Origin of the sequence: Clostridium sp. MCC328 (assembly GCF_018785465.1) — a bacterium.
GTDB classification, from domain to species: Bacteria; Bacillota; Clostridia; order Lachnospirales; family Lachnospiraceae; genus Pilosibacter; species Pilosibacter fragilis.
This window is the reverse complement of the sequence record NZ_WQPW01000067.1, coordinates 31,286-49,511: the sequence shown is the minus strand read 5'-3', so window position 1 is coordinate 49,511 and position 18,226 is coordinate 31,286. Positions and strand designations below refer to the sequence as shown.

Annotated in this window: 30 protein-coding genes; 1 reads left to right on the top strand and 29 read right to left on the bottom strand. The window is 46.7% G+C overall.

What is annotated here, in order from left to right:
* Positions 1-192: 192 nt before the first annotated feature.
* Positions 193-2,343, bottom strand: a complete 2,151-nt coding sequence (locus tag GPK83_RS10710) for a Tex family protein (RefSeq protein ID WP_015553819.1) — start codon at positions 2,341-2,343, stop codon at positions 193-195.
* Positions 2,344-2,593: 250 nt separating this feature from the next.
* Here GPK83_RS10710 and GPK83_RS10705 point away from each other — a divergent pair, with 250 nt between their 5' ends.
* Entirely contained in the window at positions 2,594-3,313 is a 720-nt protein-coding gene (locus GPK83_RS10705) for a DUF4190 domain-containing protein (protein WP_215704745.1), read from the top strand.
* A gap of 282 nt (positions 3,314-3,595) precedes the next feature.
* Here GPK83_RS10705 and GPK83_RS10700 read toward each other — a convergent pair whose 3' ends face one another.
* The 28 genes from GPK83_RS10700 to rplB form a co-directional block, all read right to left on the bottom strand.
* The gene (locus tag GPK83_RS10700) at positions 3,596-4,132 is read right to left on the bottom strand and encodes a L17 family ribosomal protein (protein WP_015553821.1); all 537 of its coding nucleotides are present in this window, start codon (positions 4,130-4,132) and stop codon (positions 3,596-3,598) included.
* Between the two features lie 145 nt (positions 4,133-4,277).
* Entirely contained in the window at positions 4,278-5,240 is a 963-nt protein-coding gene (locus GPK83_RS10695; protein ID WP_117470158.1) for a DNA-directed RNA polymerase subunit alpha, read from the bottom strand.
* A gap of 112 nt (positions 5,241-5,352) precedes the next feature.
* On the bottom strand, positions 5,353-5,946 hold the full coding sequence (gene rpsD / locus GPK83_RS10690) for a 30S ribosomal protein S4 (RefSeq protein WP_015553822.1): 594 nt from the start codon (positions 5,944-5,946) through the stop codon (positions 5,353-5,355).
* A gap of 15 nt (positions 5,947-5,961) precedes the next feature.
* Positions 5,962-6,363: a 30S ribosomal protein S11 gene (gene rpsK / locus GPK83_RS10685; RefSeq protein ID WP_015553823.1), complete on the bottom strand. Its 402-nt coding sequence runs from the start codon at positions 6,361-6,363 to the stop codon at positions 5,962-5,964.
* 87 nt (positions 6,364-6,450) lie between these two features.
* On the bottom strand, positions 6,451-6,819 hold the full coding sequence (gene rpsM, locus GPK83_RS10680) for a 30S ribosomal protein S13 (protein ID WP_015553824.1): 369 nt from the start codon (positions 6,817-6,819) through the stop codon (positions 6,451-6,453).
* 108 nt (positions 6,820-6,927) lie between these two features.
* Positions 6,928-7,041: a 50S ribosomal protein L36 gene (rpmJ, locus tag GPK83_RS10675; protein ID WP_003022746.1), complete on the bottom strand. Its 114-nt coding sequence runs from the start codon at positions 7,039-7,041 to the stop codon at positions 6,928-6,930.
* 232 nt (positions 7,042-7,273) lie between these two features.
* Positions 7,274-7,492 (bottom strand): translation initiation factor IF-1, encoded by a 219-nt coding sequence (infA, locus tag GPK83_RS10670; RefSeq protein ID WP_015553825.1) that lies wholly within the window; start codon positions 7,490-7,492, stop codon positions 7,274-7,276.
* Between the two features lie 5 nt (positions 7,493-7,497).
* Entirely contained in the window at positions 7,498-7,671 is a 174-nt protein-coding gene (locus GPK83_RS10665; RefSeq protein ID WP_015553826.1) for a hypothetical protein, read from the bottom strand.
* A 10-nt stretch (positions 7,672-7,681) separates the two neighbouring features.
* Positions 7,682-8,446, bottom strand: a complete 765-nt coding sequence (gene map / locus GPK83_RS10660; RefSeq protein WP_015553827.1) for a type I methionyl aminopeptidase — start codon at positions 8,444-8,446, stop codon at positions 7,682-7,684.
* 4 nt (positions 8,447-8,450) lie between these two features.
* The gene (locus GPK83_RS10655; RefSeq protein WP_117470223.1) at positions 8,451-9,095 is read right to left on the bottom strand and encodes an adenylate kinase; all 645 of its coding nucleotides are present in this window, start codon (positions 9,093-9,095) and stop codon (positions 8,451-8,453) included.
* Between the two features lie 107 nt (positions 9,096-9,202).
* Positions 9,203-10,525, bottom strand: coding sequence for a preprotein translocase subunit SecY (gene secY / locus GPK83_RS10650; protein WP_015553828.1), 1,323 nt, complete (start codon positions 10,523-10,525; stop codon positions 9,203-9,205).
* Between the two features lies 1 nt (position 10,526).
* The gene (gene rplO, locus GPK83_RS10645; RefSeq protein WP_015553829.1) at positions 10,527-10,967 is read right to left on the bottom strand and encodes a 50S ribosomal protein L15; all 441 of its coding nucleotides are present in this window, start codon (positions 10,965-10,967) and stop codon (positions 10,527-10,529) included.
* 26 nt (positions 10,968-10,993) lie between these two features.
* The gene (gene rpmD, locus GPK83_RS10640) at positions 10,994-11,176 is read right to left on the bottom strand and encodes a 50S ribosomal protein L30 (protein ID WP_015553830.1); all 183 of its coding nucleotides are present in this window, start codon (positions 11,174-11,176) and stop codon (positions 10,994-10,996) included.
* Between the two features lie 15 nt (positions 11,177-11,191).
* Positions 11,192-11,701, bottom strand: a complete 510-nt coding sequence (gene rpsE / locus GPK83_RS10635) for a 30S ribosomal protein S5 (protein ID WP_015553831.1) — start codon at positions 11,699-11,701, stop codon at positions 11,192-11,194.
* An 18-nt stretch (positions 11,702-11,719) separates the two neighbouring features.
* Positions 11,720-12,088, bottom strand: coding sequence for a 50S ribosomal protein L18 (rplR, locus tag GPK83_RS10630; protein ID WP_015553832.1), 369 nt, complete (start codon positions 12,086-12,088; stop codon positions 11,720-11,722).
* An 18-nt stretch (positions 12,089-12,106) separates the two neighbouring features.
* Complete coding sequence (gene rplF / locus GPK83_RS10625) at positions 12,107-12,649, bottom strand: 50S ribosomal protein L6 (protein ID WP_015553833.1); 543 nt, start codon at positions 12,647-12,649, stop codon at positions 12,107-12,109.
* 165 nt (positions 12,650-12,814) lie between these two features.
* Positions 12,815-13,216 carry a 30S ribosomal protein S8 gene (gene rpsH / locus GPK83_RS10620; protein WP_015553834.1) on the bottom strand — a complete coding sequence of 134 codons (402 nt, stop codon included), beginning with the start codon at positions 13,214-13,216 and terminating at the stop codon, positions 12,815-12,817.
* Positions 13,217-13,467: 251 nt separating this feature from the next.
* On the bottom strand, positions 13,468-13,653 hold the full coding sequence (locus tag GPK83_RS10615; RefSeq protein WP_008396318.1) for a type Z 30S ribosomal protein S14: 186 nt from the start codon (positions 13,651-13,653) through the stop codon (positions 13,468-13,470).
* A gap of 16 nt (positions 13,654-13,669) precedes the next feature.
* The gene (gene rplE, locus GPK83_RS10610) at positions 13,670-14,209 is read right to left on the bottom strand and encodes a 50S ribosomal protein L5 (protein WP_021905519.1); all 540 of its coding nucleotides are present in this window, start codon (positions 14,207-14,209) and stop codon (positions 13,670-13,672) included.
* Positions 14,210-14,232: 23 nt separating this feature from the next.
* Complete coding sequence (rplX, locus tag GPK83_RS10605; protein ID WP_215704744.1) at positions 14,233-14,538, bottom strand: 50S ribosomal protein L24; 306 nt, start codon at positions 14,536-14,538, stop codon at positions 14,233-14,235.
* A 14-nt stretch (positions 14,539-14,552) separates the two neighbouring features.
* Positions 14,553-14,921: a 50S ribosomal protein L14 gene (gene rplN / locus GPK83_RS10600; protein WP_015553836.1), complete on the bottom strand. Its 369-nt coding sequence runs from the start codon at positions 14,919-14,921 to the stop codon at positions 14,553-14,555.
* A gap of 25 nt (positions 14,922-14,946) precedes the next feature.
* Complete coding sequence (gene rpsQ, locus GPK83_RS10595) at positions 14,947-15,201, bottom strand: 30S ribosomal protein S17 (protein WP_021905520.1); 255 nt, start codon at positions 15,199-15,201, stop codon at positions 14,947-14,949.
* Positions 15,202-15,308: 107 nt separating this feature from the next.
* A complete protein-coding gene (rpmC, locus tag GPK83_RS10590; protein ID WP_021905521.1) occupies positions 15,309-15,518 on the bottom strand; it encodes a 50S ribosomal protein L29 in 210 nt (69 codons plus the stop codon).
* Positions 15,508-15,945, bottom strand: coding sequence for a 50S ribosomal protein L16 (gene rplP, locus GPK83_RS10585; protein WP_015553837.1), 438 nt, complete (start codon positions 15,943-15,945; stop codon positions 15,508-15,510). Before rplP ends, rpmC begins: the two co-directional genes overlap by 11 nt.
* Complete coding sequence (gene rpsC, locus GPK83_RS10580; protein ID WP_015553838.1) at positions 15,945-16,601, bottom strand: 30S ribosomal protein S3; 657 nt, start codon at positions 16,599-16,601, stop codon at positions 15,945-15,947. Before rpsC ends, rplP begins: the two co-directional genes overlap by 1 nt.
* A 12-nt stretch (positions 16,602-16,613) precedes the next feature.
* On the bottom strand, positions 16,614-17,000 hold the full coding sequence (gene rplV, locus GPK83_RS10575) for a 50S ribosomal protein L22 (protein WP_015553839.1): 387 nt from the start codon (positions 16,998-17,000) through the stop codon (positions 16,614-16,616).
* Positions 17,001-17,029: 29 nt separating this feature from the next.
* Complete coding sequence (gene rpsS, locus GPK83_RS10570; RefSeq protein WP_015553840.1) at positions 17,030-17,311, bottom strand: 30S ribosomal protein S19; 282 nt, start codon at positions 17,309-17,311, stop codon at positions 17,030-17,032.
* Between the two features lie 18 nt (positions 17,312-17,329).
* Positions 17,330-18,175 (bottom strand): 50S ribosomal protein L2, encoded by an 846-nt coding sequence (rplB, locus tag GPK83_RS10565; RefSeq protein ID WP_015553841.1) that lies wholly within the window; start codon positions 18,173-18,175, stop codon positions 17,330-17,332.
* Positions 18,176-18,226 lie beyond the last annotated feature (51 nt).

Genomic DNA, 18,226 nt, shown 5'->3' with positions numbered 1-18,226 from the left:
GACTGACTCCTCCATTTCTTCGGCTCGCCGGAATATTCACCGTCTGGCCCGTGTATTCCTTTTTTATCTGGTTCGTCTCCTTAAAAGCCTTATATCTCTGGCATTCCTACGCTGAAATCAGCTTCTTCCTGCCACAGGGATTTTATGACTTTTCCGTCAACTAAACGTTCCTTCGTATCGATAGTTTAAAATTTATTCCTCGTCCAATATCATAGATAAGGAAATCCTCTTCTTCGCCATATCCACTCCGAGAACCTTCACCTCAACGATATCCCCAACGCTGACAGCCTCAAGCGGATGCTTGATATACTTCCTGGACATCTGGGAAATATGCACCAGACCGTCCTGATGGACACCGATATCTACGAAAGCGCCAAAATCGATGACATTTCTGACGGTTCCCTTTAAGATCATTCCCGGCTTTAAGTCCTTCATATCAAGGACATCGGTCCTTAAGATCGGTTTCTGCATCTCCTCACGCGGATCCCTCGCCGGTTTTTCCAGCTCTTTTACGATATCCTTTAAGGTCTCCTCACCGACTTCAAGCTCCTCGGAAAGTTTCTTGTAATCTGTGATCTTTTTGCTGATTCCGGCCGCGCCGCCCTTCGCGATCTCCTCCGGTTCAATCTTTGCACGCTTTAATAACTCCAGCGCTGCCTTATAAGACTCCGGATGTACGGAGGTTCCGTCAAGCGGATTATCCCCGCCTGCGATTCTCATAAATCCGGCACACTGCTCAAATGCCTTCGGGCCAAGCTTTGCGACCTTTAAGAGCTGGCGGCGGTTCGTAAACGCGCCGTTCTCCTCACGGTATGCGACGATGTTCTTCGCAATCACCTTGGAGATACCGGAAATATACTCTAAAAGAGATGCGGACGCCGTATTTAAGTCGACACCCACCTTATTTACGCAGTCTTCAACAACGTTTCCAAGAGCCTCGCTCAGATGTTTCTGGTTCATATCATGCTGATACTGGCCGACACCGATGGACTTCGGATCGATCTTTACAAGCTCCGCAAGCGGGTCCTGGAGACGGCGTGCGATGGAGACGGCACTTCTCTGTCCCACGTCGAATTTCGGGAATTCCTCTGTGGCAAGCTTGCTGGCAGAATATACGGAAGCTCCCGCCTCATTTACGATCACGTACTGGACGTGTTCCGGGATCTCCTTGATAAACTCCGCGATGATCTGCTCGGACTCTCTGGAAGCCGTTCCATTTCCGACGGAGATCAGGGAGATCTTGTATTTCTCGATGAGCTTCTTTAAGGTCTTCTTCGCGTCCTCCACCTTGTTCTGCGGTGCGGTCGGGTAGATGACCACGGTATCCAGGACTTTTCCTGTGGCGTCAACGACTGCTAACTTACAGCCGGTACGGAACGCCGGATCCCATCCCAATACCACGCGGCCTGCGATCGGAGGCTGCATGAGAAGCTGCTCTAAGTTCTTTCCGAAGATCTTGATGGCACCGTCCTCCGCCTTCTCGGTCATGAGATTTCTCACCTCACGCTCAATTGCCGGGGCAATGAGACGGTTGTAGCTGTCCGCGATCACTTCCTGTAAGACCGGAGTTGTCACCGGGTTCTCTCTGGTGATGACCATCTTATTTAAGTAGCGTAAGATCTTCTCCTCCGGAGCCGCGATCTTTACAGTCAGGATCTTTTCCTTCTCACCGCGGTTTAAGGCGAGAATCCTGTGTCCAGCGCACTTTCTTACAAGCTCCTCGTGATGATAGTACATCTCGTAAACGGACTCTGTCTTCTCGTCCTTCGCCGCGGAGACGATAGAACCTTCCTCTTTTGTCACATTGCGGATGTATGCACGGTATTTTGCCACCTCGGAGATGCGCTCCGCAAGGATATCCTTTGCGCCGTCAATGGCCGCTTTCGCGTCTGCAACGCCTTTTTCCTCGGAGACATACTGGGCAGCCAGTGTCTCAATCGGTTCTTTTGTCACCTGCAGCAGGATCGTATCGGCCAGCGGCTCCAAGCCTCTCTCCTTCGCCATGCTGGCTCTTGTCTTTCTCTTCGGGCGGAACGGCAGGTATAAGTCCTCCACCGCCACCATAGTCTCGGCTTCCTCGATCTTCTTCTTTAAATCAGCCGTCAGTTTTCCCTGATCCTCGATTGATGCGAGAATCTGAGTCTTGCGGTCTTCAAGACCTCTCAGATATTTTAATCGTTCATCCAGGTTTCTTAATACCTCATCGTTTAAGGAACCGGTTACTTCCTTCCGGTATCTGGCAATAAACGGAATCGTGTTTCCCTCGTCAATGAGCTTCACAGCCGCCTCGACCTGGCTCATTTTCACTCCCAATTCCGCAGTCAGTACGCCTAAAATGTCCATGTTCTTTCTCCTTCTAGTTCTACCCCGGAAAGCATAAAGCCGCCGGAGATGTCATTCTCCATTATAATTCAATCCATGCTCTTATGCAACTTAAATGTGGACATGGACGGCATTTCATGTTAAACTATACGATAACTGTTCCGTATTATTTTTCTTAAACATCGAGGAGCTGACCAGCCTTTTTTATCAGGGAACAGTGCTATGAGCATTTTGGCGGCAGCGCCGCAGAATTACAACAGGAGGAATTTTCATGGCAGATTACGAAGATCAGAATTCATCTGAATATAAAGATATAAACCAGGAAACACAGGCTGCTGATCCGAATCCGCACAGCGCCGGAAACGTTCCGCAGGCTCCAGATCCAGCACAGCCGGACCAGCAGAATCCACCCCAGAATAACGGACAGGATCCGTATTGGCATAATCCACAGAACGGACAGCCGATCCCGCCACAGAATAACGGACAGGATCCATACTGGCAGAGTCCGCACAACGGTCAGCAAGTCCCGCCTCAGAATCCTGGACAGGATCCATACTGGCAGAATCAGCAGAACAGCGGGCAGTTCCCGCATCAGAACGGTCAGCCACCATATTGGCAGAATCAGTACAATAACGGACAGCCGCCCTGCTGGCAGAACCAGCCGCAGCGCCCGAGACGCGAGAAAAACTCCTTCGCGACGATCTCTCTGATCAGCGGAATCTTCGCCCTCTTAACGCTCTGCTGCTTCGCCTTCCCGGTCGCTATCATCTGCGGCGTCGGCGCAGTCTGCTTCGCCATTATTTCAAAAAAAGGCCAGCCCTTCAGAGGCACTGCAGTAGCCGGAATCATCCTTGGCGTCATCGCCGTTCTTCTCGGCATCGGCGAGTTCTTCTATGTACTCACCATCACAAACTTAATGAAAGACCCGGCAAACGCCGCGGCATTCAACGAGTTCTTTGAGCAGTTCCAGCGACAGCTCGGAATAAACTAAACACGAAAGTCACAAAGACCATAGACACATTATTTATCAGATAGTGTCTATGGTCTTATTTCGTACTATGAGTCCGCTCAACCTGGCCACCCGCTCACTCGCAAACTCGCGATTACGCGCTCTATTGCCTGCTTCGCAGGCTGTTTGCACGTTAGTAGCGCAGGGAAAGTAAATCTCTGCTTCACAGCCGCTTGTATTTCCTCTGCACTCACTAAAAGAAGACCAGCAGAACGCGCTCACACGTATTCTACCGGTCTTCAGCGATTTCGTATTAAATTAGAATTAAACGAGCTCGATCAGAACTGCCATAGCACCGTCGCCCTTACGCTGACCGATCTTGATGATTCTTGTGTAACCACCGTTACGGGAAGCGTACTTCGGAGCGATCTCGTTGAACAGCTTGTTTGTAAGATCAACTTTCTTTGTGTTTTTCTTCTTACCAGCTGCTGCTGTCGGAACCTCTGTTACGTCATAAAGAGCTTTTACCATCTGTCTTCTTGCATGAAGTCTGGACGGCATGTCCTTCTTGATTTCCTTCTCAACTTCGTCGTATACAGTAACTTTCTTACCGTCAACAACTTCTTTTACTCTCTTGCCGTCAGCGTCCTTGCGGGCAACCTTAGCTGTAACTTTAACAGTCTCGAAGTTATCTTTCTCTTTTACTGCAAGAGCGATCAGGCTCTCAACGATCTTTCTTACTTCTTTAGCTCTAGCCTCAGTTGTAACGATCTTTCCATGATATAAAAGGTTTGTAGCCTGGATTCTAAGTAATGCTTTTCTCTGACTGGAAGTTCTTCCGAGTTTTCTATAACCTGCCATGATTTAATTTCCTCCATTTGTGGAACAGCCGCCCACGCTTCTTTGGACTTACTGGACCGCCGCCTTTTTTTCCATAATGAGTCGCTCTACGCCCTTCTGCGCCCTTCGGACTTACCTTCCGGGTGAATGTATCACAACCAAAAATTTACTGTTCGTCGCTGGAATTGAGCTGTAAGCCCAGTTCTTTTAACTTTGCAAGTACTTCCTCGAGGGACTTACGACCAAGGTTTCTAACCTTCATCATATCCTCAGAAGTGCGGCTGCAAAGCTCTTCAACGGTATTGATACCTGCTCTCTTGAGACAGTTGTAGGAACGAACGGATAACTCCAGCTCGTCGATGTTCATCTCAAGAACTTTTTCTTTCTCGTTGTTCTCCTTTTCAACCATAACCTCTGCAGTCTTTGCATTCTCAGAGAGGTCGATGAAGAGATTCAGATGCTCGCTTAAAACTTTAGCAGCAAGGCTGACTGCCTCGTCCGGATCCAGTGTTCCGTTTGTGTAGATCTCAAGTGTGAGCTTATCGTAGTCTGTCTGCTGACCAACACGGGTGTTCTCAACAGACATGTTGACACGCTCAACCGGTGTGTAAATGGAATCTACAGCGAGAACTCCGATCGGAAGATCGTCGCTCTTGTTCTTATCAGCGCTTACGTAGCCACGGCCGTTGGTGATCGTAAGTTCCATATAGAACTTGCTGTCTGCACCGCCGCTTAAGGTTGCAATAACCTGATCCGGGTTAAGGATCTCGATGTCCGCGTCTGTCTGAATATCAGAAGCGTGAATCACGCCCTCGCCCTCGAACTCGATATACGCAGTCTTCGGCTCGTTTGTATCACTGTTGTTCTTAATTGCTAAGCTCTTGATGTTCATAATGATCTCAGTCACATCTTCCTTAACGCCGGCGATGGAACTGAACTCATGAAGTACACCATCAATTTTCACCTGGCTGACAGCAGAACCCGGTAAAGAAGAAAGCATGATTCTTCTCAGGGAATTTCCCAGAGTTGTGCCGTAACCCCTCTCAAGCGGTTCTACGACAAACTTTCCGTATCTTTTATCTTCGGAAATCTCAGCAATCTCAATGTTTGGTTTCTCAAAATCGAACACAAAAAGCCCCTCCTTTTGGGTATGCTTTGACAAATGCCACGAAGCGTTCTTTTAGAACACAAAGCATCCGGCCGGAAATGGCCAGATACTTTGTAAAAACCGCTCCGGTGAATTATTTGGAGTATAACTCGACGATGAGCATCTCGTTTACAGGAACGTCGATCTCTTCTCTTGTCGGAAGAGTTTTGATCTCGCCCTTTAAGTTCTCATGGTCAGACTCTAACCATGCCGGAACAAGACGGCCAGCTGTGGTCTCGAGAACCAGCTTGTAGTGGTTGTCGCCTTTGTTCTTTTCTCTGATCTCAACAACATCGCCAGCCTTTACAAGGTAAGACGGGATGTTTACGCACTTGCCGTTTACAAGAACGTGCTTGTGGTCAACGATCTGTCTAGCTTCCTTTCTTGTTCTTGCGAAACCAAGACGGAAGATAACGTTGTCAAGTCTGCGCTCAAGAAGGATCATAAGGTTTTCACCTGTCTGTCCGTTTAAACGCTCAGCCTTATCGTAGTAGTTACGGAACGGCTTCTCCAGAACGCCATAGATGAACTTAGCTTTCTGTTTTTCTCTTAACTGAAGACCATACTCACTGATCTTCTTGTTTGCTCTTTTAGATTCTCTGTTGGATTTTTTATCTATTCCTAAATAAATGGGATCAAGGTCAAGGGATCTGCATCTTTTAAGAACAGGAACTCTATCAACTGCCATTTTACTTCCTCCTAATTAGACTCTTCTACGCTTTGGCGGACGGCATCCGTTGTGCGGAACCGGTGTTACGTCCTTAATGCTTGTTACTTCAAGACCACATGCCTGAAGGGCACGGATAGCAGCCTCACGGCCAGATCCCGGTCCTTTAACCATAACGTCTACGGATTTTAAACCATGTACAAGAGCTGCCTTAGTTGCAGTTTCTGCAGCCATCTGTGCTGCATATGGAGTAGATTTCCTTGAACCTCTAAATCCCAGACCGCCTGCACTTGCCCAAGATAAGGCATTACCCTGTGCATCTGTTAATGTCACGATTGTGTTGTTAAAAGATGACTGGATGTGCGCCTGTCCGCGTTCAACGTTTTTCTTTACACGCTTTTTTGTCACTTTTTTAGCAGTGGACACTTTTTTAGCCATTTTAAACTAACCTACTTTCTCATTTACTGAACCCTGTTTCCTGTCTTTAAAACATGCAACGTGATTCAAAACATTTGTTACTGATAATTATTTCTTCTTGTTTGCAACAGTCTTTCTCGGACCCTTGCATGTTCTTGCGTTTGTCTTGGTCTTCTGACCACGGCAAGGAAGACTCTTTCTGTGACGAATACCTCTGTAGCATCCGATCTCCTGAAGTCTCTTGATGTTTAAAGCGATCTCACGACGTAAGTCACCTTCAACAGTCTGAGTCTCAGCGATTACTGCTGCAATGTTCTTTACTTCGTCATCGGTTAAATCCTTTACACGTGTGTCAGGATTTACACCAGCCGCAGCAAGAATACGGTCTGCACTTGCTCTACCGATACCGTAGATATAAGTTAAGCCGATTTCGACACGTTTTTCCCTTGGTAAATCAACACCTGAAATACGAGCCATGAGTGGTACCTCCATTTAAATATTGTAGAAATAGTTATTGCCGACACAACAACGCACTCTCGCGTTTCATGTCAAAGCCGCGCGAAAAAATACAGGCAAATTGCGGCATCAGCCCTGTCTCTGTTTGTGCTTAGGATTTTCACAGATAATTCTGATACTGCCTTTTCTCTTAATAACCTTGCACTTCTCGCAAATCGGTTTTACTGATGATCTTACTTTCACAGTAATTCTCCTTTCCTTCGTAGTCCGCTTCCCTTTACTGCCGGAAACACACCGATTCCGTGCCATCTGGGAACGGCATTACGGGTTGCTATACCTGTATAAAAAGCACCTGAAAATGGGCATAATACAAGCGTTCCAACAAAGTTCGCTTGAGCATTATAACACTTCCTTGGCGGAAAATCAAGCATTTTTATTGGTTTTCTTCAACTTTTTTAGCCCTTTGTCAAGGATACTATTTATCTCTCCAAATAATACGTCCCTTGGATAAATCGTAAGGGGACATCTCTAATGTTACCTTATCACCCGGAAGAATACGGATGTAGTTCATACGCAGTTTTCCACTGATGGTAGCTAATACCTTGTGACCATTCTCAAGTTCAACCTGGAACATAGCGTTCGGCAGCTTCTCAACAACGACGCCTTCGATTTCGATTACGTCAGCCTTAGACATAAAATTTACCTCCTGTTTCGTTTCTTAATGATCTGGACATGCTTTTTATTTTTCCGGAGGACCCGGCCGTTTTCTGCAAGCAGAGAAACGTATGTTCCAAGATCCTCCGATATGACATAAATTTTATCCTTGTCATTTCCGGCAATCGATCTTGCCAGGAATCCCGGGGTCATTTCCATGCCGGACCTCCTATTCAAGGCCCGGGCGCAGGGAAAGGATCTCCGGCTCGCCCTCAGTGATGAGGATCGTATTCTCATAGTGAGCGGACAGGGCATGATCTGCTGTAACAACGGTCCAGTCATCGTCCATCCAGATTACATCCGGTGTGCCGGCATTGATCATCGGTTCAATGGCCAGAGTCATACCCGGCTGTAAAAGGATTCCCCTTCTCTTTGTCGCAAAGTTCGGGACCTCCGGATCTTCATGAAGGTGGGTACCAATTCCATGTCCAACCAGCTCGCGGACAACGCCATAGCCGAATTTTTCGGCGTATGCCTGGATTGCCGTGGAGATATCATTCAGATGATTGCCAGCTTTCGCAAATTTAATACCTTCGTAAAAGCACTGTTTTGTGACATCCATCAGTTTCTGTGCTTCCGGGGAGACGTTTCCTACTGCCCAGGTGCGGGCTGCGTCGGAATGGTATCCCTTATAGATCGTCCCCGCATCAAGGCTGACGATATCGCCATCCTTTAAAATACGGTGCTTATTCGGGATTCCATGTACGATCTCATCATTTACGGACACGCAGATGGATGCAGGATATCCATTGTAATTTTTAAAGGAAGGAATACATCCATGGCTGCGGATCAGACGCTCTCCCAGCTTATCGATGTCCAGAGTGGACATTCCCGGGTGAACAGCTGCATGCAGCTCCTCGTGCACCTGCGCCAGAATTTCTCCGGCTTTTCGCATCAGTTCGATCTCTCTCGGCGATTTAATTGTTACTGCCATTATTTTAAGCTCCTAAAATCTTTGTGATAGCCTCAAATACCTGTTCCATATTCTGCGTTCCGTCTACGGTGTAGAGGACGTGCTTATCCGCATAGAAGCTGATGAGCGGGCGCGTCTGCTCATGATAAACAGAAAGACGTTTTGTAACAGTCTCCGGCTTATCATCATCTCTTAAAATGAGTTCAGCGCCGCACTTGTCGCAGATGCCTTCCTTCTTCGGAGCAGCATATACGATGTGATAAGTCATTCCGCACTTTACGCATGCACGGCGGCCTGCCATACGGGTAACGATCTTTTCGTCCGGTACGTCAACATCGATCGCGAAATCGATCGCCTCTCCCTTTTTGGCAAGAGCCTCTGTGAGAGCCTCTGCCTGCGGGATCGTACGCGGGAAACCATCGAGAATGTAACCCTTTTCGCAGTCCGGCTGGCTGATTCTGTCCATAACAAGATCAACCGTCAGTTCGTCCGGAACAAGAAGTCCCTGGTCCATGAATGCTTTTGCCTTCTTGCCAAGCTCTGTTCCGTTCTTAATGTTTGCCCGGAAGATGTCTCCGGTGGAAATGTGCGGGATTCCGTACTTTTCCGCGATTCTCTGTGCCTGGGTGCCCTTTCCGGCTCCCGGTGCGCCCAACATAATGATTTTCATAATTGTAATTTCCTCCACTCGTCCTAAAAAACCGAAAAAGCGGGCGAAAAGCATCTTTCCGCCCGCTCCGATTTTCAGCACGCAGCTGCTGCTATTTCTCTATTTGATCAATCATTTAAGAATCCCTTGTAATTTCTTACAAGCATCATAGACTCCACAGCCTTGATCGTCTCGAGGATTACACCTGCAATAATGATCAGGGATGTGCCGCCGAAGGAAAGACTGCCGACAGAAAAGAGACCGGATGCGATGATCGGGATAATGCACACGATCACCAATCCGCAGGCACCGATAAATACAATATAGTTTAAGATATTGTTGAGGTAGTCTGAGGTTGGCTTACCTGGGCGGATGCCCGGGATAAAGCCGCCGGACTTCTTCATATTATTAGCAACTTCCAGCGGGTTAAACGTAATGGACGTATAGAAATACGCGAACAGTACGACTAATACGATATATACGAGCATACCAATGGAGTAAGCCGGAGCTTCCGGTTTAAACCAGTTGGATGAGCTCAACGCTAACAGGATCTTTCCACCGATGGTTGAATAATCAACGTGGAAGAACTGAGCAATCATAACCGGCATTGACATGATGGAAGAAGCGAAGATGACCGGAATAACGTTCGCGGTGTTTACCTTCAACGGAATGTAGGTAGACTGTCCGCCGATCATTCTGCGGCCCTGCATCTTCTTGCTGTACTGCACCGGGATCCGGCGCTCTGCATCGTTTAAAACGAGGACAAAGACAACGATCGCAACGATAATTGCCAGTACGATGATGCCTGATACAGTTGCGACTGCAACTGATCTGCCTGCCATAAAGCGCTCATATAATGTCATCATATCCTGCGGAGTACCAGATACGATATTGATCAGAAGTACGATGGAAATACCGTTTCCTACTCCATTGTCTGTAATCCTCTCGCCAATCCACATCAGAAGAGCAGAACCTGCGGTCATAGCGGCTACGACCGTAAGATATCCCCAGATGTTACGGTGGTCTTCGAGAAGAAGTCCCTTTCCGCCAAGGCCGACTGCCATTGCGCAGGACTCAAAGAGAGCCAGGCCGACGGTAAGATATCTGGTGTACTCTGCAATCTTCTTTCTTCCGTCCTCACCGTCCTTCTGCATTTCCTCAAGCTTCGGAATTGCAATTGTGAGTAACTGCATAATGATGGAAGATGTGATATACGGGGTGATACTCAATGCGAAGATAGACATGGAGGAGAAAGAGCCTCCTGTGATCGCATTAAAGAATCCCATTCCGGAGTTCTGCAGATTTGAAAAGAAATCATGCAGATAGCTCGGATTAACGCCCGGTATCGGAAGACAGCAGCCGATTCGGATGACTACAAGCATCATAAAGGTGTAAAGAAGTCTGTCGCGGACTTCTTTCACCTTAAATGCTTTCTGTAAGGATTTTAACATATTAGATCACCTCGCAGGTTCCACCTACTGCCTCAATTTTAGCTTTTGCGCCTTCACTGAAAGCATTGGCTTTAACGACAAGTTTCTTTGTTAACTCTCCGTTACCAAGAATCTTAACGCCGTCCTGCGGGTTTTTGATCACACCTGTCTCCAGTAATGTCTCAACGGATACTACGGAGTCATTCTCAAATCTCTCTAATACGCTTACATTAATTCCAACGATCTCCTTGGAGTTGATGTTTGTAAATCCTCTCTTCGGAAGACGTCTGTATAACGGCATCTGGCCGCCCTCGAAACCAGGTCTCGGTGCGCCGGAACGTGCCTTCTGGCCCTTATGTCCCTTACCAGCTGTCTTACCATTTCCAGAAGCGTGGCCACGGCCTCTTCTGAAACTATCACTATGCTTAGATCCTTCAGCAGGATGTAAATTAGATAAGTTCATCACTGCACCTCCTTACTTTATATCAATTAGATTTCTTCAACTTTAACCAGATGTCTGACATTCTGGATCATGCCTCTAACTGCACCATTATCCGGCATCTCGACAGTCTTGTGCATCTTCTTTAAACCAAGTGCTTCGATTGTCGCTCTCTGCTTCGGAACAGCGCCGATAGGGGATTTTACTAATGTGATTTTTAACTTCTCTGCCATTTTATTATCCTCCTATTAGCAAACAACGTCTTCAACAGATTTGCCGCGGTTCTTAGCAACCTCTTCCGGAGTCTTTAACTTTGTAAGACCTTCGATTGTTGCAAGAACTACGTTTGTCTTGTTGTTGGAACCTAAAGACTTTGTACGGATGTTCTTGATGCCTGCAAGCTCTACTACGGAACGAACCGGACCACCAGCGATGATACCAGTACCTTCCGGTGCTCTCTTGATCAGTACGGAAGCGCTTCCGAACTCGCCAAGGAAGTCGTGCGGGATGCTCTTGTTCTCATCCATCGGGATCTCTACAAGGTTCTTCATAGCAGCTTCTTTACCTTTACGGATAGCTTCCGGAACCTCACCTGCTTTACCAAGGCCTGCGCCTACGTGACCATTGCCGTCTCCTACTACTACCAGAGCGGAAAATCTCATGGTACGTCCACCTTTAACAGTCTTGGATACGCGCTTAATGGCAACAACTTTGTCATTTAACTCTAACTGACTTGCGTCAATGATTGTACGCTTCATGCTGTTTTCTCCTCTCTATTAGAATACGAGACCAGCCTCACGGGCTGCATCTGCTAATGCCTGAATCTTACCCTGATAAATGAAACCGCCTCTATCGAAAACGACCTCTTTGATGCCTTTCTCGATTGCTCTCTTAGCAACTACGGTTCCGATATATGCAGCTGCATCAACTGTGTCGGTGTTCTCTAATTCTGCCTTGATCTCTTTCTCAAGAGTGGAAGCAGATACTAAAGTATGTCCAACGGAATCGTCGATGATCTGAGCATACATATGATTATTGCTTCTGAACACTGCTAAACGCGGTCTCTCTGCTGTACCAGCAAAGCGATTGCGTAATCTATAGTGTTTTTTTCTGCGGATTTCGCTTCTTGACTGCTTGCTAACCATTTTTACACTCTCCTTAAATTATTTCTTACCAGTCTTACCAACTTTGCGTCTGATAACCTCATCAGCGTACTTGATACCCTTGCCCTTATACGGCTCCGGTCTTCTCTTCTCTCTGATTTCAGCTGCATACTGGCCAACTTTCTCTTTGCTGATGCCCTTAACGATGATGATGTTCTGGCCATCGAGGACAGTCTCGATACCTTCCGGATCTTCCATCTCTACCGGATGGGAGTAACCAAGGGAAAGTGTGAGCTTCTTGCCCTGCTTCTGAGCTCTGTAACCAACACCGTTTACCTCAAGCTTCTTCTCGTAGCCTTCAGTAACACCCTGGATCATGTTATGGATTAGCGTTCTTGTAAGACCGTGTAAAGATTTCATCTTCTTTAAATCGTTCGGTCTTGTTACGACGATGTGTCCATCTTCTTCTTTGATTTCCATCTCTACCGGTAAATCTCTTACCAGTGTTCCCTTCGGACCCTTAACGGTCACATTGTTGTTCTCTGCGATTGTTACAGTTACGCCTGCTGGAATCGCTACCGGCATTCTACCAATACGTGACATGCCTTTTACCTCCTACTTAGATTCTCGGAAAGTGCTTTTACACTTTCTGTTTTCAGTTTCTATGTTATATCTGGTCTGAAGCTGCCTCCAGACGCACGCAAACTCCGCCCTGCTGGATCAATGTTCAGCTTTGCAGGCGGGGTGCGATAACATCAATGGGAATAATTACCAAACAAATGCAAGAACTTCGCCGCCGACACCAAGCTGTCTAGCCTGCTTGTCAGTGATGATGCCCTGGTTTGTGGATACGATAGCGATACCAAGTCCGCCAAGTACCTTCGGCATATCTTCCTTGCCAGCGTATACACGTAAGCCCGGCTTGGAGATCTTCTTGATTCCGGAGATGATCTTCTCGTTCTTGTCAGCGCCATACTTTAAGGAGATGCGGATTGTCTGGAATGCACCGTCCTCAACGATGTCATATTTCTTGATGTAGCCTTCTCTTACAAGGATATCAGCGATAGCTAATTTCATCTTGGAAGCCGGAACATCTACTGTATCGTGTTTAGCAGTGTTTGCATTACGAATTCTTGTAAGCATATCTGCAATCGGATCGCTCATTGTCATGATTATATTTCCTCCTAATGGATTGTTGGTTTGTCACTGTGGTTCGCGAATCATTCGCGCTGCACAGGAGTGTTGTTCGGCCTGGGGAAAACAAGTTTTCCGTATAGGCGTTGTTACGATGTATAGGGAAGTTCTTTTCCCTGTGGTCGAAGAACGGGACCAGTCAGCCTATTAAGCGCTTCTCTGCACGGCCAGGCGGGGAAACACGATGTTCCCACCTGACTTCTGACGCTTTTCTAAGCAGCTAAATCCTACCAGCTTGCCTTCTTTACGCCCGGGATCTCGCCCTTGTAAGCGAGCTCACGGAAGCAGATACGGCAAATGCCATATTTTCTCAGATATGCATGTGGACGACCACAGATTCTGCAGCGGTTGTATTCTCTTGTGGAGAACTTTGCCGGACGCTGCTGTTTAATCTTCATTGAAGTTTTAGCCATGGATAAATCCTCCTAATTACTTTGCAAACGGCATGTTGAATAATGTTAACAGTTCACGAGCTTCCTCGTCAGTCTTAGCGGTTGTAACGAAGATGATATCCATACCTCTAACCTTGTCAACTTTGTCATATTCAATTTCCGGGAAAATTAACTGTTCCTTGATGCCGAGTGCGTAGTTACCTCTGCCGTCGAATGCGTTAGCGTTAACGCCGCGGAAGTCACGTACACGCGGAAGAGCGAGGTTGATCAGACGATCAGCGAACTCATACATCTTCTCGCCGCGAAGGGTAACTTTGCATCCAATAGCCATGCCCTCTCTGAGTTTGAAGTTTGCGACAGACTTCTTAGCCTTTGTAAGGACTGCCTTCTGACCTGTGATGATCTCAAGGTCACGAACTGCAGAGTCAAGGACTTTCGCGTTGTCTTTTGCTTCGCCTACGCCCATGTTGATAACGATCTTATCGAGCTTCGGCACTTCCATGATATTCTTATAACCAAATTTCTTGATCATTGCTTCAACGATCTCGTTCTGGTACATTTCTTTTAATCTAGCCAACTTGTGTTTCCTCCTCTCTGCTATTAGTCAATTACTTTACCGGTTGCCTTAGCAACGCGGACTTTCTTACCGTCTTTAACTTCAAAGCCAACTCTTGTAGTTTTTCCGTCAACGAACAGCATTACGTTGGAGATGTCGATCGGAGCTTCCTGATGAACAATTCCGCCGTTCTGGTTTGTCTGGCTCGGTTTGGTATGCTTTGTTACCATGTTGCAGCCTTCAACGACAACTTCGTTCTTCTTGGTGTCTACGCTCAGAACTTTACCAGTTTTATCTTTATCTTTACCTGCGATGATCTTTACCATATCATCTTTTTTGATTTTATGCATTACCTGGCACCTCCTTATAATACTTCCGGAGCCAGAGATACGATCTTCATGAACTGTTTCTCACGAAGCTCTCTTGCGACCGGCCCAAAAATACGGGTTCCTCTTGGAGTCTTGTCATCTTTGATGATAACTGCTGCGTTCTCATCAAATTTAATATAAGAACCGTCTTTACGACGTGCGCCTTTTACAGAACGAACTACAACGGCTTTGACTACATCGCCCTTCTTAACAACGCCGCCTGGTGTTGCTTCTTTAACGGAGGCTACGATTACATCACCGATGTTAGCATATCTTCTTGTAGAACCGCCCATAACGCGGATACAAAGCAGTTCTCTTGCACCTGTATTATCGGCAACCTTTAATCTGGATTCCTGCTGAATCATGCCTGATACTCCTTCCTCGAATCAATTATCTTGCTTTCTCGACGATTTCAACAAGTCTCCATCTCTTATCCTTGGATAACGGTCTTGTCTCCATCACTTTAACTGTATCGCCGATATTGCACTCATTCTTCTCATCATGAGCTTTTAACTTATATGTCTTCTTAACGATCTTTCCGATTAACGGATGTTTTACGTGGTTCTCGATAGCAACGACGATTGTCTTGTCCATCTTGTTGCTAACTACCTTACCAGTACGTGTTTTTCTAAGATTTCTTTCCACGACGGATAATCTCCTTTCAAAATCGATTTGTTACACGCATCGGCGTGTGTCATAATGACAACTAATCAACCCGCAAGCATGCCTTGGGGTTCTTCACCGATACGGGATTAGTTAGCAACTCTTGCCTTCTCTGTGATAACAGTCTGAATTCTTGCGATGTTCTTGCGAACCTCTTTGATTCTGCTTGTGTTATCTAACTGGTTGGTTGCGTTCTGGAATCTCAGGTTGAAGAGCTCCTTCTTTGCTGCAACTAATTCTTCATTTAACTCTGCAGCGGTTTTCGCTTTTAATTCTTCTACATACTTATTAGTTTTCACTGTTATCACCGCCTTCTAAATCTGCCTTGGAAGCAATTTTACACTTACACGGGAGTTTGTGCATAGCAAGACGAAGAGCTTCCTTTGCTGTTTCCTCCGGAACGCCAGCGATTTCGAACATAACACGGCCCGGTTTAACTACTGCTACCCAGTACTCAAGAGCGCCCTTACCGGAACCCATACGAGTCTCAGCCGGTTTAGCTGTTACCGGTTTGTCCGGGAAAATCTTGATCCAAACTTTACCACCACGTTTGATGTAACGAGTCATGGCAACACGGGCTGCCTCGATCTGATTAGATTTGATCCAGCACGGCTCAAGGGCAACAAGGCCATATTCACCGTTGGAGATTGTATTTCCTCTTAAAGCTTTACCGGCCATAGTTCCACGGAACTGTTTGCGGCGCTTTACTCTTTTCGGCATTAACATTATTTATCGCTCCCTTCCTTATTTCCCTTAGTCGGAAGAACCTCGCCTTTGTAGATCCAAACTTTAACGCCAAGCTTGCCGTAAGTTGTATCTGCCTCTGCGAAACCATAGTCAATATCTGCTCTTAATGTCTGAAGCGGGATTGTTCCCTCGCTGTAAAACTCTGTACGTGCGATATCAGCACCGCCAAGACGACCGCCAACAGCTGTCTTGATACCAAGAACGCCAGCCTTCATAGATCTGGACATTGTGGACTTCATAGCACGACGGAAGGAAACACGGTTCTCAAGCTGCTGAGCGATGGACTCTGCAACAAGCTGAGCTTCACGGTCCGGTCTCTTAACTTCCTTGATGTCTACAAATACCTTCTTAGCAGTCATCTTCTGAACTTCAGCTTTGACCTTCTCGATCTCAGATCCGCCCTTACCGATAACTACGCCCGGTTTTGCTGTGAAAACGATAATTTTAACTCTATCAGATGCGCGCTCGATCTCGATCTTGGAAACGCCAGCGCTGTATAATCTCTTCTTAAGGTAAGTTCTGATTTTGTGATCCTCGATGAGGTTGTCAGCGAAATCAGCTTCAGCGTACCATCTGGAATCCCAGTCTTTGATAACGCCGACTCTCATGCCGTGTGGATTAACTTTCTGTCCCATAACTGCCTCCTATTATTTCTCGTTCAGCACGATGGTGATGTGGCTCATTCTCTTTTCGATTCTGTAAGCTCTGCCCTGTGCTCTCGGTTTTACTCTCTTCATAATCGGTCCCTGAGATGCGTAGCACTCCTCCACATACAGGTTCTCTGCGTTCATGCCGTTGTTGTTCTCAGCATTTGCGATTGCAGATTTTAATAATTTCTCGATTAAGCTGGAAGCATATCTAGGATTGTAAGTTACAATACCAAGTGCTGTCTGAACATCTTTGCCTCTGATGGCATCTAATACGAAACAAGCCTTCTGAACGGATACTCTTGCGTAAGACAGCTTTGCAGACGGTCTTGTATCCTTCTGGGCATTTCTCTCTCTCTTAATCTGACTTCTATGTCCCTTAGCCATTACTGGAACCTCCTTTCAAAGCGTATCTATTATTTACGTCCGGACTTTTTCTCGTCTTTGCCGTGGCCTCTGTAAGTTCTTGTAGCAACAAACTCACCAAGTTTGTGACCAACCATATCTTCTGTTACGTATACCGGTACATGCTTTCTGCCGTCATGTACTGCGATTGTATGACCAACCATCTGCGGGAAGATTGTAGAACGGCGGGACCAGGTCTTGATAACCTGTTTCTGTCCTGCCTCGTTCATAGCGTCTACCTTCTTCAGTAAGCTAGCGTCTGCAAATGGTCCTTTTTTAAGTGAACGAGCCATCGTTTTACCTCCTATCGATTATGAAATCGCCTTACCATTTCTTCTTCTTACGATTAACTTGTTAGACTGTTTGTTTTTCTTTCTAGTCTTAAGACCAAGAGCAGGCTTGCCCCACGGTGTGCACGGACCCGGACGGCCGATACCAGTCTTACCTTCACCACCACCATGCGGATGGTCATTCGGGTTCATAACGGAACCACGGACTGTCGGGCGGATACCCATGTGACGTTTTCTACCTGCTTTACCAATCTTAACAAGGTTGTGGTCGCCGTTGCCTACAACACCGATTGTTGCGCGGCACTCGATCGGAACCATTCTCATCTCGCCGGACGGTAAACGAAGTGTAGCGTACTTTCCTTCTTTAGCCATTAACTGTGCAGCGTTTCCTGCGGAACGAACCATCTGGCCGCCCTTACCCGGGAAAAGCTCGATATTGTGAACCTGTGCACCAACCGGGATTAAGGATAACGGTAAGCAGTTGCCGACCTTAGCCTCTGCGTGCTCGCCGCTCATAACCTTCATGCCGTTTGTAAGGCCCTGCGGTGCAAGGATGTAAGACTTCTCACCATCTGCATAGCAGATTAATGCGATGTTAGCACTTCTGTTCGGATCGTACTCGATACCGATTACAGTTGCCTGAATTCCGTCTTTGGAATTTCTCTTGAAGTCAACGATTCTGTATTTCTGTCTGTTTCCACCGCCCTGATGTCTAACGGTGATCTTACCCTGGTTGTTACGACCAGCGTTCTTCTTTAAAGAAACTACTAAGGACTTCTCCGGAGTTGTCTTTGTGATCTCGGAGAAATCAGAACCTGTCATATTTCTTCTGGAAGGTGTATATGGGTTATAGGTTTTGATTCCCATTTCTGACTCCTTTCAACGCCTTCTGGCGTTTCTATTTTTCGTATCGCGGCT

Bases quoted from the DNA above. Each gene is read 5' to 3' on its own strand.
- rpsC (WP_015553838.1), bottom strand. From the start codon at position 16,601: ATGGGACAGAAAGTTAATCCACACGGCATGAGAGTCGGCGTTATCAAA.
- rpsK (WP_015553823.1), bottom strand. From the start codon at position 6,363: ATGGCTAAAAAAGTGTCCACTGCTAAAAAAGTGACAAAAAAGCGTGTA.
- rpmD (WP_015553830.1), bottom strand. From the start codon at position 11,176: ATGGCAGAGAAGTTAAAAATCACATTAGTAAAATCCCCTATCGGCGCT.
- rplO (WP_015553829.1), bottom strand. From the start codon at position 10,967: ATGAACTTATCTAATTTACATCCTGCTGAAGGATCTAAGCATAGTGAT.
- map (WP_015553827.1), bottom strand. From the start codon at position 8,446: ATGGCAGTAACAATTAAATCGCCGAGAGAGATCGAACTGATGCGAAAA.
- rplX (WP_215704744.1), bottom strand. From the start codon at position 14,538: ATGCATAAAATCAAAAAAGATGATATGGTAAAGATCATCGCAGGTAAA.
- GPK83_RS10705 (WP_215704745.1), top strand. From the start codon at position 2,594: ATGGCAGATTACGAAGATCAGAATTCATCTGAATATAAAGATATAAAC.
- GPK83_RS10665 (WP_015553826.1), bottom strand. From the start codon at position 7,671: ATGGAAATGACCCCGGGATTCCTGGCAAGATCGATTGCCGGAAATGAC.
- infA (WP_015553825.1), bottom strand. From the start codon at position 7,492: ATGTCTAAGGCTGACGTAATCGAAATCGAAGGCGTCGTTGTTGAGAAG.
- rpsS (WP_015553840.1), bottom strand. From the start codon at position 17,311: ATGGCTCGTTCACTTAAAAAAGGACCATTTGCAGACGCTAGCTTACTG.
- rplN (WP_015553836.1), bottom strand. From the start codon at position 14,921: ATGATTCAGCAGGAATCCAGATTAAAGGTTGCCGATAATACAGGTGCA.
- rpsH (WP_015553834.1), bottom strand. From the start codon at position 13,216: ATGACAATGAGCGATCCGATTGCAGATATGCTTACAAGAATTCGTAAT.
- GPK83_RS10615 (WP_008396318.1), bottom strand. From the start codon at position 13,653: ATGGCTAAAACTTCAATGAAGATTAAACAGCAGCGTCCGGCAAAGTTC.
- rpsE (WP_015553831.1), bottom strand. From the start codon at position 11,701: ATGAAGCGTACAATCATTGACGCAAGTCAGTTAGAGTTAAATGACAAA.
- rpsD (WP_015553822.1), bottom strand. From the start codon at position 5,946: ATGGCAGTTGATAGAGTTCCTGTTCTTAAAAGATGCAGATCCCTTGAC.
- rplR (WP_015553832.1), bottom strand. From the start codon at position 12,088: ATGGTTAGCAAGCAGTCAAGAAGCGAAATCCGCAGAAAAAAACACTAT.
- secY (WP_015553828.1), bottom strand. From the start codon at position 10,525: ATGTTAAAATCCTTACAGAAAGCATTTAAGGTGAAAGAAGTCCGCGAC.
- rplV (WP_015553839.1), bottom strand. From the start codon at position 17,000: ATGGCTAAGGGACATAGAAGTCAGATTAAGAGAGAGAGAAATGCCCAG.
- GPK83_RS10700 (WP_015553821.1), bottom strand. From the start codon at position 4,132: ATGGCAGGTTATAGAAAACTCGGAAGAACTTCCAGTCAGAGAAAAGCA.
- rplF (WP_015553833.1), bottom strand. From the start codon at position 12,649: ATGTCACGTATTGGTAGAATGCCGGTAGCGATTCCAGCAGGCGTAACT.
- rplB (WP_015553841.1), bottom strand. From the start codon at position 18,175: ATGGGAATCAAAACCTATAACCCATATACACCTTCCAGAAGAAATATG.
- GPK83_RS10655 (WP_117470223.1), bottom strand. From the start codon at position 9,095: ATGAAAATCATTATGTTGGGCGCACCGGGAGCCGGAAAGGGCACCCAG.
- GPK83_RS10710 (WP_015553819.1), bottom strand. From the start codon at position 2,343: ATGGACATTTTAGGCGTACTGACTGCGGAATTGGGAGTGAAAATGAGC.
- rpsM (WP_015553824.1), bottom strand. From the start codon at position 6,819: ATGGCTCGTATTTCAGGTGTTGATTTACCAAGGGAAAAACGTGTCGAA.
- rplP (WP_015553837.1), bottom strand. From the start codon at position 15,945: ATGTTAATGCCGAAAAGAGTAAAGCGCCGCAAACAGTTCCGTGGAACT.